This is a genomic window from Sulfitobacter sp. S223 (assembly GCF_025143825.1).
Taxonomy (GTDB): domain Bacteria; phylum Pseudomonadota; class Alphaproteobacteria; order Rhodobacterales; family Rhodobacteraceae; genus Sulfitobacter.
The window spans coordinates 672,257-686,457 of sequence record NZ_CP083560.1 but is presented as its reverse complement, the minus strand read 5'-3'; the positions used below and the strand labels follow the sequence as shown (position 1 = coordinate 686,457).

Below are 14,201 nucleotides of genomic sequence, written 5' to 3'. Positions count from 1 at the left end.
CGCAGCTTTTGCATTTGCGCTGGGTCAACGTCTTTCCGCCAATCCAGTGCATCTTGCCAAACCAGCCAAGCACACCAATAAATACTAAGAATAGAGCGACAATCTTCAGGATCATGTCAGAGCCCGAACCGTGCGAATTGTGCGCGCTCTTCGATACCATGCAATGCATCGCCAACGATACGGGTCCCAAAGCGGCTTAGCAGTCCCTGCTTTACACCATAGCGGCGCAATTTGACCTTCTTGCCGAAGCGTTCTTTCAAGAATGGCGTGATATGTCCGATACCGTCGATCAGGCCAACTTCTATCGCCTTACGCGCCAGCCAGACCTCACCAGTAAACAGATCACGATCTTCCACCAGTTTGCCACTGCGACGGGCAGTTACGTGTTCTTTGAAGTTTGCGTGAACGTCCTCAAGCAGCTCTTTCAGACGCGCGACATCTTCTGGCTTTTCCGGACGAAAGGGATCCAGCATCGATTTGGAGTTCCCGGCGGTATATACCCGCCGCTCTACGCCGTTCTTCGCCATCAGTTCATGCAGGCCAAAACCGGCAGAGATCACCCCGATCGACCCAACAACAGAAGACGTATCTGCATAAATTTCATCTGCAGCAGCAGCAAGCCAGTAGCCACCCGAGGCGGCAACATCTTCAACGAAGGCGAACACAGGAATGTTCTTTTCTTCGGCCAGCCGCCGGATACGCGCACCGATCAATGATGACTGCACGGGGCTGCCACCGGGTGAGTTTACCTCAAGGGCAACTGCAACGGGCTTACCCCTTGCGAATGCCTTTTCGATTACCGGCCCGAGGGTTTGGTCATTTATCGCCCCGCGACCCGAAGTGCCAATCATGCCAGACAACCGGATTACCGCAACTGTCGGGTTATTCTTAATGAAGGGAAGCCATTGTTTCATGGTCCACATGTAGAGCCCTGTGCGCCTCGCAACAAGGAGGCTTTCTACGATTATTGCCGGATACGCCAGCCTGTTTTGAAAATCCACCAGATGACCGACAGGCAGAGGGCGGTAAACGCTGCAATCGCAATCAGGCTCATCCCGATCGGAACATCAGCAGCCCCGAAGAACGACCAGCGGAAGCCCGAGATCAGGTAAACCACCGGATTGAAATGAGAGATGACCTGCCACACTGGTGGAAGCATAGAGATTGAGTAGAAGGAGCCGCCCAAAAATACCAGCGGCGTGATTATCAGTAACGGCACAAGCTGCAACTGTTCAAAATTTCCGGCCCAAATACCGATGATGAACCCCATCAGCGCAAAGCTGATACACGTCAGCACAAGAAATCCGAACATGGCAAAGGGGTGCTGAATTTCAAAGTCTACAAACAGATAAGCTGTGGCAAGAATGATAACCCCGATGAACAACGCCTTTGTAGCGGCGGCACCGACATAGCCCATGACGATTTCCAGAAAATTCACCGGTGCTGACAGAAGCTCGAATATCGTGCCGATAAACTTGGGAAAATAGATACCAAAGCTCGCGTTCGAAATCGACTGTGTGATGACGCTTAGCATGATCAAGCCAGGCACGATGAAAGCAGCATAGCTGACGCCTTCGACTTCCTGAATGCGGCTACCAATAGCGGCCCCGAACACAACAAAGTACAATGAGGTCGACAACACGGGAGAGATGAAGCTTTGAGTTATGGTGCGGAAAAACCGCGTCATTTCAAATACGTAGATCGATTTTACAGCGGTCCAGTTCATCACGCATCTCCCTCCTTCACGAGGTCTACAAAGATATCCTCAAGACTTGATTGCCGCGTCACCACATCGCGCAGCACAAGCCCTTCGGCTGCGACCTGCGATAACAGCTTGGTGATGCCGGTGCGTTCGCTTTTGGTGTCGTAGGTGTAGATCAGCGCATTACCATCGTCGCTGAGCCTAAGCGCGTCTGAAACAAGGCTGTCAGGAATTTTCGTGATCGCCTCGGAGAGCTGGACCTCTAGTTCCTTCCGGCCCATTCGCGCCATCAGCTTGTCTTTCTCTTCGATCAACAAAATTTCGCCCTGCGCGATGACGCCAATGCGGTCGGCAATGGCTTCGGCTTCTTCAATGTAATGCGTTGTCAGGATGATGGTCACCCCGTCCCGCTTAAGATCGGCGACGATCTCCCACATATCGCGGCGTAGCTCCACGTCCACGCCTGCTGTGGGTTCATCAAGGAACAGCACGCGTGGTTCGTGGCTCAGCGCCTTGGCGATCAGCACACGCCGCTTCATACCACCGGACAAAGCGCGAATCTGGCTGTCACGTTTATCCCATAAGGAAAGTTGGCGCAGGATCTTTTCGATCAACTCCGGGTTGGCTGGTTTGCCAAATAATCCACGTGAGAATTTGACGGTGTTTTGCACCCGCTCAAACGGCTCGAGGTTGATCTCTTGTGGGACAAGCCCAATCATCGCCCGCGCGGCACGAAAATCGGTGACGGTGTCATGTCCGCCCACTTTCACACTACCCGACGTGGCAGTCGTAATGCCACATATCGTCGAGATTAGTGTCGTTTTCCCCGCCCCGTTGGGGCCAAGCAGCGCGAGGATTTCGCCTTCGTCAATCTTAAGATCGACCCCCTTGAGCGCTTCGAAGCCGTCTGAATAGGCTTTGCGCAGGGCTGTCACATCAACGATCGCTGTCATGGCTGTCTCCGGTTTGTGGTTGCGCTACCTAAACCTGATTGCAGCCCCGCAACAAGTGTTGCGCCGCGTCAGGATTTCAAGCGCCCGAACCAGCCCTTCTTTGCTGCAGGCTCTTCGCTGCTTTCCGCGGCATCAGGATCGACAGGACCTTCAAGGGCTTCTTGCAGATTATTAAAGAACTGGTCCGCCATCTTTTTTGCAAAGCCATCGATAATCCGGCTCCCCAACTGCGCCAGCTTGCCGCCAACCTTGGCCTCGACATCATAGCTCAGCTCGCAACCGTTTTCAGTTTCGACCAGCCGCACATCAGCGCCGCCCTTTGCGAATCCTGCTGCACCGCCCTTGCCTGCACCCTCGATACGCAGGGACGTATTTGGCACCATATCGCTGATCGTGACCTCCCCCGCGAATGTCGCTTTTACCGGCCCGACCTTCTGTACAACTGTTGCCACGAAGCCCTCTGCAGGAGAGCCGGCTACCTCTGTCGCACCCGGCACGCACGCCTTCAACATGTCCGGATCCAGCAAGGCGGCATAGACCTGTGCAGGCGTGGCGGCTATCTGGCGGGTGTCGGACATTTGCATCGGCGAAGTCTCCTGAATTGATCACTTTGTACGCTATGAATTTTTCTGGACAGCTGCAATGATATTGATGAGGGTGCACACATGAGCCAAGCCCACAACCGTGCAGGTCTCGCGATAGGTTTTGTCCTATTCGGAGTCTTCTGCATTTCACTCAATGACATGCTTATTAAGCAACTTTCCAGCGGGTATCCGCTGCACCAGATCGTTTTCATCCGTTCACTAATCGGGCTTATGGTCAGTTGTGTCTTTCTCCAGTTTGAGGGCGGATGGGTAGCCCTACGCACGGATAGACCGTTACTGCATGTTATGCGTGGTGTGCTGGTCGTGATTGCGAACATGTCTTATTTTCTGGCGCTCGCTGTGCTGCCTCTGGCGGATGCAACCGCCCTTTTCTTTGTCGCACCTTTGTTCATCACACTGCTTTCAATACCGCTACTGGGCGAAAAAGTCGGGCCACTGCGACTGGGCGCGGTGCTTGTCGGCTTCATCGGCGTGGTGATCATGCAGCGCCCATGGGAAACATCAGATAGCATGAGCATTTCTCGGATTGTGCTGCTGCTACCAGTTCTGTCCGCGCTGACCTATGCGCTCAACCAGTTGATGACACGCAAACTGGGCGTAAAAGCGCCGGCTTCTGCCCTTGCCATCTACATCCAGGCCGTTTTCCTGGTGGTTTCGCTGGTGTTTTTCTGTGTCGCCGGAGACGGGCGGTTTGCTGCGAACACCTCGAACGCGTCACTCCAGTTTCTGCTGCGCGCATGGATCTGGCCCGCGCCCGAAGATTTCTGGGTACTTGTGGGGCTGGGTCTGAACGGTGGACTTATCGGTTACAGTCTCAGTCAGGCCTACAGGCTGGCAGATGCTGCAACCATCGCGCCTTTCGAATATATCGGCCTGCCGCTCGCTGTCTTCTGGGGTTTGATGATTTTCGGAGACCTGCCAAGCTGGGAAGTCTGGACGGGCATCGCGCTGATCCTGTCCTCTGGCTTGTTCGTATTTTTCCGCGAACGTGCGAAAGCCAGAACAGTCACCAAGCGCCCCGTGGCGCGACGGCACTAACCCCTAAGCTTCCAGATCAATAACAATCTTGCCTGTGGCCTTACGGGTGCGCAGCAAATCAAGCCCCTCATTCGCCTCTTCGAGTGGCAGAACATGACTAACATGCGGCTTGATCTTACCCTCAACGTACCAGCCGATCAGAGTTTCGAAACTGTCGGTCAGGGCCTTCGGGTTCAGCTTTGCATAGCCACCGATATACAGGCCAAGCACTGTCATATTCTTGACCAGCAAAATGTTTGCGGGAATCTGAGGGATATCTCCGCTCGCAAACCCCAAAGGCAGCAGCCGCGCGCCGGGATTGCACGCCCTGAATGCCGCATCAAATTGCGCACCACCGATGGGGTCATAGAGCACATCCGCGCCGCCCCGCGCTTTGACAGCCTCTCGGATATCGTCGGTCTCAGAATCGATCAGATGATCCGCGCCAAGCTTTCTGCAAATCTCCAGTTTTTCTGCCCCCCGCGCGCAAGCAATCACTTCCGCCCCCATGAGCTTACCCAGTTCTACGGCAGTCAGGCCAACCCCACCCGACGCCCCCAGAACCAAAAGCCGCTCACCCGGTTTCAGATGCGCCTTATCCTCAAGCGCCAGATGGCTGGTGGCATAGGTAATCAAGAAAGCGGCAGCATCTGTGAACGACATATTGTCAGGAAGTGCCACACATTTGTCTGCTGCAACGGCGGCGTAATCAGCCAAACCGTCACGCCCACTGTAGGCCGCAATGCGTTGCCCTTCTTGAAAACCGGTTACCCCTGCGCCAACCGCATGGACTGTCCCGGCCATTTCCATGCCCGGAGTAAACGGCAGAGAAGGTTTCTCCTGATAGGTCCCCTTGATCGCCAGCGTATCGCCAAAATTCAGGCCACATGTTGCAACCCGAATAACCACCTGCCCTTCTTTCGGCTGTGGGATGTCCAATTCCCTAAGGCTAAGCGGGGAATCATAGGCAGTCACTTGCATGGCGCGCATCGGCTCAAATCCTTATCTGTCAGCACAGGAAAGAGTGTCCTGCCATTGTCACAATATCAAGACGTTACCCCACGACGTGGGCGTGTTTAGGGCATGATCGCCGTCCGGATCGCAAATGCGACAATGCCCAAAGCGCCAACGCTGAGAAGCCAGATCAGAATAAACCACCCCACCTGTTTCAGCATCAGTGATAGCCCTCAGCCGGATTAACCTTGCCGCGGAAAACCCAGTAGGCATAGGCGGTATAGGCCAGGATCATTGGCACCAGTACAACCGTCCCCACCAGAGTAAACCAAAGGCTTTCATCAGGGGCTGCAGCCTCTGCGATCGTTAGTGAGGGTGGTACGATATGGGGATAAAAGCTTATCCCGATCCCGACATAAGCCAAGACAAATAGCGCCTGCGCATACATGAACGGAGCTATCTCACGCTTCCCGCGCAAGCCAAAGAACAGCCCTGCTATCGCGGCCAAAACCAGAAGCGGTACAATTGCACTGAAGACTGCCGTGGGCCATGCGAACCAGCGACTGAAATAGGCCGCATCAAGAAACGGCGTCCAAAGGCTGACCAGCCCCATACAGATCACTGTGCCAATCGCCGCTGGCCATGCAAGGCGACGCATGTGGCTCTGGATACGTCCTTCCAGCTTCAGATTGAGCCATGTTGCACCAAGCATCGCGTAACCGATCGTGACTGCGATGCCGCAGAGGAGTGAAAACGGCGTCAACCAATCCCACCAGCCTCCGGCATAGGCGCGGTTCTCAACCTCGATCCCTTGCACAAGGGCGCCCAATGCAATGCCCTGACACAATGCGGCAGTCAGCGATCCCCCAAAGAAACCCATATCCCAAAGCGGTTTCCAGCGCTCCGTCCGCCACCGGTATTCAAAGGCGACGCCGCGAAAAACAAGGCCCAGAAGCATCAGGATGATCGGCATATAAAGCGCAGGCATCACAATCGAATAGGCCAACGGGAAAACAGCGAATAACCCGCCGCCGCCCAGTACCAGCCATGTCTCGTTTCCGTCCCAGACGGGCGAAATCGAATTCATCATGACGCCCCGCTCTTCTTCATCCTTGGTCAGCGGAAACAGCAGACCGACCCCCAGATCGAAGCCGTCCAAAATGACATAGACCAGCACGGCAAAGGCGATGATCCCAGCCCAGATAAATGACAGTTCAAGTCCGAACATATTAGTGTCCCTCCTTACGTTCATTGTAGGGAGCGGCCTGCGTGACCCCTGCCGTTCTGATTGGCCCCTCGTCGCGCAGCGACTGCTCCGCGACCTGTCTGACCGGTTTGTTCATCATGCGTAGCAGATAATATGTGCCTGCGCCGAAGACGAAAAAGTAGACAATGATGAAAGCCGTAAGCGATGCTGCAACCGCAGGCGCGGCGATGGGCGACAAACTATCCGAGGTCCGCATCAACCCGTAAACAGTGAACGGCTGGCGGCCCACTTCGGTCGTAATCCAGCCAGCCAGAACCGCAACAAAGCCGGCAGGCCCCATGGCAAGCGCTGCGCGGTGCAGCCAGGGCGCATGGTACAGCCGTCCCCGAATGCGCTGTGTCAATGCCCAGATGCCCAGCCCCAACATCGCGAAACCCAGTGCGATCATCACACGGAACGACCAGAATACGATCGCCACCGGAGGCTCGTCTTCATCCGGAATGGTATCCAGACCGGCCAATGGTGCGTTAAGATCATGTTTGAGGATCAGCGAACTCAGTTTTGGAATCTCGATTGCATAGTCGATCCGCTTTTCTTCCGGATTGGGTATGCCAAACAGGATCAGAGGTGCACCGTCAGGATGGCTGTCATAGTGACCTTCCATTGCCATGATCTTGGCTGGCTGATGCTCTAGCGTATTCAACCCATGATAATCCCCTGCAATAATCTGGAGCGGCGTCACGACAACCAACATCCACATCGCCATCGAAAACATCTTACGGCTGGCCACGTCGAAACGGTCCCGCAACAAATGAAGTGCGCCGACGGCCCCGACCACCAGAGCTGTCGTCAGGTATGCCGCCAACACCATGTGGACCAGCCGGTAGGGGAATGAAGGGTTGAACACGATTGCCCACCAATCTTCTGGCACGAACTGCCCGACCTCATTCATTGCAAAACCTGCCGGCGTTTGCATCCAGCTGTTCACTGAAAGAATCCATGTCGCGGAAAGAAGCGTTCCAAAGGCGACAACGCCGGTTGCCAGCATATGCAGCTTATCGCCCACACGCTCGCGCCCGAACAGCATGATACCCAGGAAACCGGCCTCCAGGAAAAAGGCAGACAGAACTTCATAGGCCATTAACGGGCCGATAACTGGTCCCGCCCTATCCGAGAAGACGGACCAGTTGGTTCCGAACTGGTAAGACATCACGATGCCTGAAACGACACCCATCGCGAAAGCGACAGCAAAGATCTTTTTCCAGTATTCGAACAGAAGTCTATAGGTATCGTTGCGCGTGCGTAGCCAAAGAGCATTCAGCACGGCCAGATAGCTTGCTAATCCGATGGAGAACGCTGGAAAGATAATGTGGAATGACACCGTAAAAGCAAACTGGAAACGCGCCAGTACTTCAGCCGTAAAACCGTCAAACATCGCAATACCCTCATAACTCTTTCGCTCTTCAAATATAGCAGAGCCACCCTAAGACTAGGGGGCAAGTTGCCGCAATCAACCACGTGCAAAAGCGATGAGCATCCGCGACTAGGCGGAGGGAAACTGAATCCGCACACACAGCCCCGGCTGTGCGTCCTCAAACGACAACTCTGCTCCATGTAATCGGGCCACCCCCTCAACCAGGCTAAGACCCAACCCGTTACCGGCGGTATTCCGGCTGCGGTCCAGTCGGTAAAGCCGTTGTGTCACACGTCCGAGTTCTTCCGCAGGAATCCCAGGGCCATTGTCCCGAACTAACAAGACCGGCCTTCCATATTGATATTGAAGTGACGCGCATATCTCTGCGCCCTCTCCGGTATGGCGCAGGGCATTTTCCAGCAAGTTCGCAATCATCTGGCCAAGAAGGTTCTTTTCTCCGTCAACTTGCAGGCTGTCCGGGCCGTCAAAACTCAACCGTTGCTTCCGCGCAGCGGCTGTCGGTTCATAGACTTCCACCATCGTGCGGCACAAATCGGCCAAATCAACCGACGCAAACTGCGCTTTCAGCGCGCCATTCTCAACCTGTGCCAGTTGCAACAGCGCTTGAAATACGGCTGCAATGCCGTCCACTTCCTCACGGGTTTGCGCGACCAAATCCGCAGCTTCGCCGTCATCCACTACTTGGGCCAGTGCCTCAAGGCGCAGCGATACCCGCTGCACCGGAGTCTTAAGATCATGGGCAATATCGGATGACACCTGACGCAGTGCGGTGACAGAGCGTTCTTGCGCCTCGGCCATGCCATTCACGGCTTTGCCGATCCCCAGCAAATCGTCGGACCACCTTGGCCCTGTCTTCACACGCGCGCCCAGATCACCGCCTGACAACTTTTCAAGCGCGCGGCGAACCACCTCAACATGCCTTTCAGAGCGGCGCGCAAGGATAAGCCCCCCTGACAGGGCAATAAGCACGGTCGGTAGCAAGCTGATCCACAGAATATTGAAGAAAACGGGCCGCAGCGCTTCGATCTCTGCGCGGCTTCGAGCGATGGTCAACCGACCACCATGGAGCCGCGCGCTGAGCGCAAGATATTCCCCATCCAGTGTCGCCCGCCCCTCTTCCAGAGAGATAATATGAAACCCCTCATCGTCGCGCGCCACAGCACCGTTGCCGTAGATACGCCCCGACCGCGTGACATAGCTGAGCACCAGACGGCCAGGATCGGTATCCTCTGATTCCGCCTGAACCAAAAGCGCCACAGCGCCAGCGGTAGGGGCTGCCCGAAAGCCCGCCAGATCCTGCGCCAGATCATCGCGAATGGCCTGCTCGAATGCGGCGCGGGTAAAGGCATAGCTGGCCGCAAGACTGAGTAGGCTGACAGTGCCGAACAACACCACAAGCACCAGCGCCAACCGCAGCGGCATCGAGCGCCACAAACGTCTCACCCGTCAATCCTGTAGCCAGCGCCGCGTACCGTCTTGATCAGCTCCGTTTCAAAAGGTTTGTCGACCTTCGCGCGCAACCGACTCACATGGGTCTCAACCACATTGGTCATTGGATCGAACGACAAATCCCAGACGCCCTCAAGCAGCATCGTGCGGGTTTGAACGCGGCCTTTGCGGCGCAAGAGGAATTCGAGCAAAGCAAACTCGCGCGGCAGCAGATCAATTTCCTGTCCTTCCCGCGACACCTTGCGGGTCAATAAATCCAGCGTCAAATCCCCGGCCTGCAAACTGGTTTCTTGCTCTACCGCCTGCGGCCTGCGGCCAAGCGCAGCAACACGCGCGGACAGTTCTCCGAAAGCGAAAGGTTTCACCAGATAGTCGTCCGCGCCGGCATTCAGCCCGCCGATGCGATCTTCGACCGATCCCATTGCCGTCAGGAAAAGGGTTGGCGTTGAATTGCCTGCGCCGCGCAGCGTTTTGACCAACGTCAGGCCATCCACCTTTGGCAGCATCCGGTCCACGATCAGAACATCATGCCCTCCGCCGGTTGCGGCAACCAGCCCTTCGTGACCATCAGTCACCAGATCGACCACGTGCCCCTCCTCGCGCAGGCCGCGCGCAATGTAGGTACCTGTGGTAACATCATCTTCGATCACGAGTATTTTCATAAGCGTCTATATAATGGCTGCCATTGCCGACTGCATCCCTTGGCAGGTTACAGTTTTGTATAACGAAGGCGGACTTTCCTGTAACCTAGGGGCCCCATCTTGGCTGCAATCGCAACCAGATGCATGAGGAACAATAATGACATCTTTGCTTACCAAATCCGCCCCTATCGCCCTTGCAGCAGCATTGGCGATTTCGCCGATACTTGCCCCCACTGCCGCATTCGCCGTTCCCGCCGGAGGGTATGCCGATCTGGTGGAAACTGTAGCACCCGCTGTGGTTTTCATCGAAGTGACCGGCGCAGTACAGGCGACAAGCGGCATGCCAGAAACCCTGCGCCGCCGCTTTGAGCGCAACAGCCCGCAGGAATCGCCGCGCGCCGGTCTAGGTTCAGGATTCATCATCTCCTCTGACGGTCAGATTGTCACGAACCATCACGTGATTTCCGGTGCCAAGAACGTTGAGGTCACCCTTTCCGATGGCACGAAATATGATGCCGAAGTCATCGGCAGCGATGCCGCCACAGATATCGCGTTGTTGTCTATCAAAGCGGATGTGGACCTGCCGTTTGTCTCATTCGGTACATCCGAGCAGATGCGCGTCGGCGACGAAGTGGTCGCCGTGGGCAACCCCTTCGGTCTGAGTTCATCCGTAACCAGCGGCATTATTTCCGCCAAGGCACGTGATATCAACGCCGGACCATATGACGACTTCATCCAGACCGACGCAGCGATCAATCGGGGCAACTCTGGCGGTCCGCTGTTTAACAACTCAGGTGACGTGATTGGCGTCAACACGGCCATCATCTCTCCGGCTGGCGGTTCTGTCGGTATTGGTTTTGCGGTGCCGTCGGATGTGGTGCGTGAGGTTGTCGCAGACCTAAGCGATGACGGAACAGTCACACGCGGGTGGCTTGGTGTAAGCATCCGCCCGATGAGCGACGAAGTGGCTGAGGTTCTGGGTTTTGAAAGCACAAAAGGCGCCGTAATCGAGGCCGTCTCAAAAGACAGCCCTGCCGCAACCGCCGGGTTGGAAAAAGGCGATATCATTCTGGATTTCGATGGTACTCAGATCAGTGCACTGCGTGATCTAACCCGTGCTGTTGCTGCTAAGAACCCTGAAGAAAAAGCTTCAATGACCGTCCTTCGGCGCGGCAAGGAAATGACGCTTGATGTGACCATCGGGACCCTTGCACCGCAAGAAACCTAACCCCCAATCCGGTCCGCCCAGCCCCAATGGCCGGACCGGTCCGGCCTTTTGATCCCACTCCAGAAGGCTGTACGCCCCGATGCCCTGTAGGCATTGGGGCGGCTTTTCGCCAACGTGGTGTCTATGTCGCACATCCGTGCTCTGGCCCTGCCTTCAACCTTGATGTATCGAACACCCAATGAAACGGCTTGGTCATATTCTTTCCGTGAACGGTTTGCTGGCGCTGATGGTTTTGGCGCTGCTCAGCGTGCCGTTCGTACACCGCGCAGGGGCCGCACCGGTCACGCCGGAGATGAGCCGCTTCGTCGCCATGGGCGGCAACCTATCAGATATTTGTGGGGAAAACGGCGGACATCGCGCTGGCGGCTGCGAAAGCTGCATGATTGTTGGCTCTATGATGCTGACATCTCCCGTGCTGCCACAGCACCCGGTTTTTGCATCATCTTATCTTGATACGGACCAAGCCCGCGCTGTGGCTTTACTGCCTGCGGCACCCCGTACAAATCCTCCTGTGCGCGCACCGCCGCAAAAGTGACGTTTCGCCTTTTTTAAACGTCACTATGCGCTGAGAAACTGCGCACATCACAGGATCGACTCATGAAACTTATGAAATACACCGCCCTTGCCCTATTTTTCGGCGCCAGCACTGTTTGGGCCGCCGATTACACGCTTGGCCAGATCACGGTCACCCAGCCATCAACGTTTGAAACAGCCAAGAACACGAAAGTCGGCGGTGGCTACATGACCATCACCAACGATTCAAAAACCGATGATCGGTTGGTCGAAGTGCGTGTCGAAGGTATTCCGCGCATCGAATTGCACCTATCCGCCACGGACGAAAATGGCGTGGCAACCATGACCAAACAAGACGGTATTGATGTACCTTCCGGCGAGACAGTCACGCTTATGCCTGGTGGGCTGCACGTGATGTTTATGGGCCTTGGCGACAATCCGTTTGAATTGGGCGATCAGGTCGATGCCACGTTGGTCTTTGAGAACGCCGGCGAAATGGACGTCACATTTGACGTGCGCGCCCGCACCGCATCCGATCACAGCGGGATGAAGATGTCAGACTGACAGCTTTCCGGATAACAACAGTCAGGCCGCAAATTATTGCGGCCTGCCTAAAGATTGACCAGCTTTTCCAAACAATGTCTCAACACTTCACGCTCTTGTTCGGTGAAATGTCTGGCCAAGGCGGCGTCATATGATCTGGCAGTTTCATAAAGGTCGTCATAAACGGCCACGCCCTGCCGGGTAAGCGATAGGGTCTCAAGCCGACGATCCTGCTTCTGTGGCATACGAGACAAAAAGCGTTTTGCCTCAAGCGCATGGACCGCCCTACTGACTTTAGTCTTGTGCAGGCTCGCGCGCTCGCAGATTTCTTTTGCCGTCATTTCTCCGTAACGACCAAGATGGAACAGCACCCGCCACTCCGTGCGCAACATGCCATAGCGCTGGCGATAGAATTTCTGAAATCCCATACTGGTGGCTTCGGCAGCTTGACTCAGCGCATAGGGCAGGAACCGGCCTAGATCGAATTCGTCTTCTGTCATTTTTCGAACTTACCTGTTGTTAGTTACAAATCAAACTAATATCCCCGATACAACATTCTAAAAGGGGAACACCATGACCAAAGAGCTTTCGCCACATGGATTGCAATCTGCCGTCTCCCCCGTAGGGACGACCGAAGGCTATATGCCCGGCTTTGGAAATGACTTTGAAACCGAGGCATTGCCCGGTGCCTTGCCTCAAGGCATGAACTCCCCCCAAAAGGTGAATTACGGCCTGTATGGCGAACAGTTGAGCGGCACAGCCTTCACGGCACCAAGTCACCAGAACGAACGGACATGGTGTTACAGAATCCGGCCCTCGGTGAAGCATACTCACCGCTTCACAAAGATTGATCTTCCCTACTGGAAATCCGCGCCCCATGTGGATCCAGATGTAACTTCTTTGGGCCAGTACCGTTGGGATCCGGTGCCGCATTCAGATCAACCGTTAACCTGGCTGACCGGCATGCGCACAATGACCACGGCGGGTGATGTGAACACTCAGGTCGGCATGGCTAGTCACATCTATCTTGTCACGGAATCCATGAAAGACGCCTACTTCTACTCGGCCGATTCAGAGTTGCTGGTCGTCCCCCAAGAAGGACGGTTACGGTTCGCGACAGAGTTGGGTGTGATCGACATTGAACCGCAAGAGATCGCGATCATTCCACGCGGGTTGGTATACCGCGTCGAAGTTCTTGAGGGACCCGCACGCGGATTTGTCTGCGAAAACTACGGCCAGAAATTCCACTTGCCGGGCCGCGGCCCCATCGGTGCGAACTGCATGGCAAACCCGCGTGATTTCAAAACACCCGTTGCCGCATTCGAGGACCGCGATGCGCCCTCAACTGTGACCATAAAGTGGGCAGGCCAGTTCCACGAAACCAAAATAGGCCATAGCCCGCTGGACGTGGTGGCGTGGCATGGGAACTACGCGCCCTGTAAATATGATCTGCGGACCTATTGCCCTGTTGGCGCGATCCTGTTTGACCACCCTGATCCATCCATCTTCACCGTTCTGACTGCCGATTCAGGCGTAGAAGGTACCGCCAACATCGACTTTGTCCTATTCCGAGACCGATGGATGGTGGCCGAAGATACCTTCCGCCCGCCGTGGTACCATAAGAATGTTATGTCGGAGCTGATGGGCAATATCTTTGGCATCTATGACGCCAAGCCAAAGGGTTTTGTCCCCGGCGGGATGAGCCTGCACAACATGATGCTGCCGCATGGCCCTGACAAGAACGCGTTTGAGGGCGCTTCAAACGCCGAGCTTGGCGCAGAGAAACTGGAAAACACCATGTCTTTCATGTTCGAGACGCGCTTTCCTCAGCATCTGACAGCATTTGCAGCAAATGAAGCGCCTTTGCAGGATGACTACATCGACTGCTGGAGCGATCTGGAAAAGAAATTCGACGGAACGCCGGGTAAGAAATAGTGGAGACTGCTCTTATCAT

The 14,201-nt window shown here is 55.4% G+C and carries 16 protein-coding genes; 5 read left to right on the top strand and 11 right to left on the bottom strand.

Annotated features, from left to right (window positions below; translation table 11 throughout):
- Nucleotides 1–116: 116 nt before the first annotated feature.
- From K3757_RS03460 to K3757_RS03445, 4 genes are all read right to left on the bottom strand, one after another.
- Nucleotides 117–914, bottom strand: a complete 798-nt coding sequence (locus K3757_RS03460; protein ID WP_260001173.1) for a S49 family peptidase — start codon at nt 912–914, stop codon at nt 117–119.
- A 50-nt stretch (nt 915–964) separates the two neighbouring features.
- Complete coding sequence (locus K3757_RS03455) at nt 965–1,726, bottom strand: ABC transporter permease (protein WP_259999420.1); 762 nt, start codon at nt 1,724–1,726, stop codon at nt 965–967.
- A complete protein-coding gene (locus K3757_RS03450; protein ID WP_259999418.1) occupies nt 1,726–2,655 on the bottom strand; it encodes an ABC transporter ATP-binding protein in 930 nt (309 codons plus the stop codon). Before K3757_RS03450 ends, K3757_RS03455 begins: the two co-directional genes overlap by 1 nt.
- 68 nt (nt 2,656–2,723) lie before the next feature.
- On the bottom strand, nt 2,724–3,239 hold the full coding sequence (locus K3757_RS03445; RefSeq protein ID WP_259999416.1) for a CoxG family protein: 516 nt from the start codon (nt 3,237–3,239) through the stop codon (nt 2,724–2,726).
- 81 nt (nt 3,240–3,320) lie between these two features.
- Here K3757_RS03445 and K3757_RS03440 point away from each other — a divergent pair, with 81 nt between their 5' ends.
- Nucleotides 3,321–4,298: a DMT family transporter gene (locus K3757_RS03440; RefSeq protein ID WP_259999414.1), complete on the top strand. Its 978-nt coding sequence runs from the start codon at nt 3,321–3,323 to the stop codon at nt 4,296–4,298.
- 3 nt (nt 4,299–4,301) lie between these two features.
- Here K3757_RS03440 and K3757_RS03435 read toward each other — a convergent pair whose 3' ends face one another.
- The 6 genes from K3757_RS03435 to K3757_RS03410 form a co-directional block, all read right to left on the bottom strand.
- Nucleotides 4,302–5,267: an NADPH:quinone oxidoreductase family protein gene (locus K3757_RS03435; RefSeq protein WP_259999412.1), complete on the bottom strand. Its 966-nt coding sequence runs from the start codon at nt 5,265–5,267 to the stop codon at nt 4,302–4,304.
- A gap of 86 nt (nt 5,268–5,353) precedes the next feature.
- A complete protein-coding gene (locus K3757_RS03430) occupies nt 5,354–5,452 on the bottom strand; it encodes a DUF2474 family protein (RefSeq protein WP_259999411.1) in 99 nt (32 codons plus the stop codon).
- Nucleotides 5,452–6,459 (bottom strand): cytochrome d ubiquinol oxidase subunit II, encoded by a 1,008-nt coding sequence (gene cydB / locus K3757_RS03425; protein WP_259999409.1) that lies wholly within the window; start codon nt 6,457–6,459, stop codon nt 5,452–5,454. Before cydB ends, K3757_RS03430 begins: the two co-directional genes overlap by 1 nt.
- A gap of 1 nt (nt 6,460) precedes the next feature.
- Nucleotides 6,461–7,873: a cytochrome ubiquinol oxidase subunit I gene (locus K3757_RS03420; protein WP_259999406.1), complete on the bottom strand. Its 1,413-nt coding sequence runs from the start codon at nt 7,871–7,873 to the stop codon at nt 6,461–6,463.
- Nucleotides 7,874–7,981: 108 nt separating this feature from the next.
- Complete coding sequence (locus tag K3757_RS03415) at nt 7,982–9,316, bottom strand: HAMP domain-containing sensor histidine kinase (protein WP_259999405.1); 1,335 nt, start codon at nt 9,314–9,316, stop codon at nt 7,982–7,984.
- Nucleotides 9,313–9,984 carry a response regulator transcription factor gene (locus tag K3757_RS03410; protein ID WP_259999403.1) on the bottom strand — a complete coding sequence of 224 codons (672 nt, stop codon included), beginning with the start codon at nt 9,982–9,984 and terminating at the stop codon, nt 9,313–9,315. The genes K3757_RS03415 and K3757_RS03410 overlap by 4 nt, the downstream gene beginning before the upstream one ends.
- A gap of 136 nt (nt 9,985–10,120) precedes the next feature.
- Between K3757_RS03410 and K3757_RS03405 the strand changes: the two genes are divergently transcribed.
- The 3 genes from K3757_RS03405 (at nt 10,121) to K3757_RS03395 (ending at nt 12,268) form a co-directional block, all read left to right on the top strand.
- Nucleotides 10,121–11,191 carry a Do family serine endopeptidase gene (locus tag K3757_RS03405; protein ID WP_259999401.1) on the top strand — a complete coding sequence of 357 codons (1,071 nt, stop codon included), beginning with the start codon at nt 10,121–10,123 and terminating at the stop codon, nt 11,189–11,191.
- A 178-nt stretch (nt 11,192–11,369) separates the two neighbouring features.
- The gene (locus tag K3757_RS03400) at nt 11,370–11,726 is read left to right on the top strand and encodes a hypothetical protein (protein ID WP_259999399.1); all 357 of its coding nucleotides are present in this window, start codon (nt 11,370–11,372) and stop codon (nt 11,724–11,726) included.
- 62 nt (nt 11,727–11,788) lie between these two features.
- A complete protein-coding gene (locus K3757_RS03395; protein ID WP_259999396.1) occupies nt 11,789–12,268 on the top strand; it encodes a copper chaperone PCu(A)C in 480 nt (159 codons plus the stop codon).
- A gap of 47 nt (nt 12,269–12,315) precedes the next feature.
- Here K3757_RS03395 and K3757_RS03390 read toward each other — a convergent pair whose 3' ends face one another.
- The gene (locus K3757_RS03390) at nt 12,316–12,747 is read right to left on the bottom strand and encodes a MarR family winged helix-turn-helix transcriptional regulator (RefSeq protein ID WP_259999394.1); all 432 of its coding nucleotides are present in this window, start codon (nt 12,745–12,747) and stop codon (nt 12,316–12,318) included.
- A gap of 73 nt (nt 12,748–12,820) precedes the next feature.
- On the opposite strand from K3757_RS03390, the gene hmgA reads away from it, so the two are divergent.
- Nucleotides 12,821–14,182, top strand: a complete 1,362-nt coding sequence (gene hmgA / locus K3757_RS03385) for a homogentisate 1,2-dioxygenase (RefSeq protein ID WP_259999392.1) — start codon at nt 12,821–12,823, stop codon at nt 14,180–14,182.
- Nucleotides 14,183–14,201 lie beyond the last annotated feature (19 nt).